Origin of the sequence: Halomonas sp. ND22Bw, assembly GCF_003011945.1 — a bacterium.
GTDB lineage: Bacteria > Pseudomonadota > Gammaproteobacteria > Pseudomonadales > Halomonadaceae > Halomonas > Halomonas halophila.
The window spans coordinates 1-278 of record NZ_PXWD01000681.1 but is presented as its reverse complement, the minus strand read 5'-3'; the positions used below and the strand labels follow the sequence as shown (position 1 = coordinate 278).

Sequence of the window (278 nt, the reverse complement as noted above, 5' to 3'; positions counted from 1 at the left end):
AGAGTATGAAACTAGACTTAGACATTCGGGTCGAGAACATCGATCTAATGGAGTGGGTAGCCGAAACCATGGGCGTCGATGTTACTGATGTTCTCTGCATCGTGGTGGAAATGGGCTGCGAGATCGTGAGGAAGTCTCACGGGATCACCTCGGGACAGAGCGAGATGCTCAAGGGGCTCGTTCCGGCCTAGTCCAGGCACCACCACACTCCGCGTTCCACCAGCTCGGCGAGCGCAGGTGCCCGGGGCGGTTCTCTCCGTTCCCGCCCATAGTACCGG

Annotated in this window: 1 protein-coding gene; it reads left to right on the top strand. The window is 58.6% G+C overall.

Translation table 11 applies throughout. The annotated features are described in order from the left end of the window. On the top strand, positions 1-191 hold a 191-nt coding region (locus CVH10_RS26785; protein WP_219924876.1), incomplete at its 5' end, for a hypothetical protein. Between the last annotated feature and the right edge of the window lie 87 nt (positions 192-278).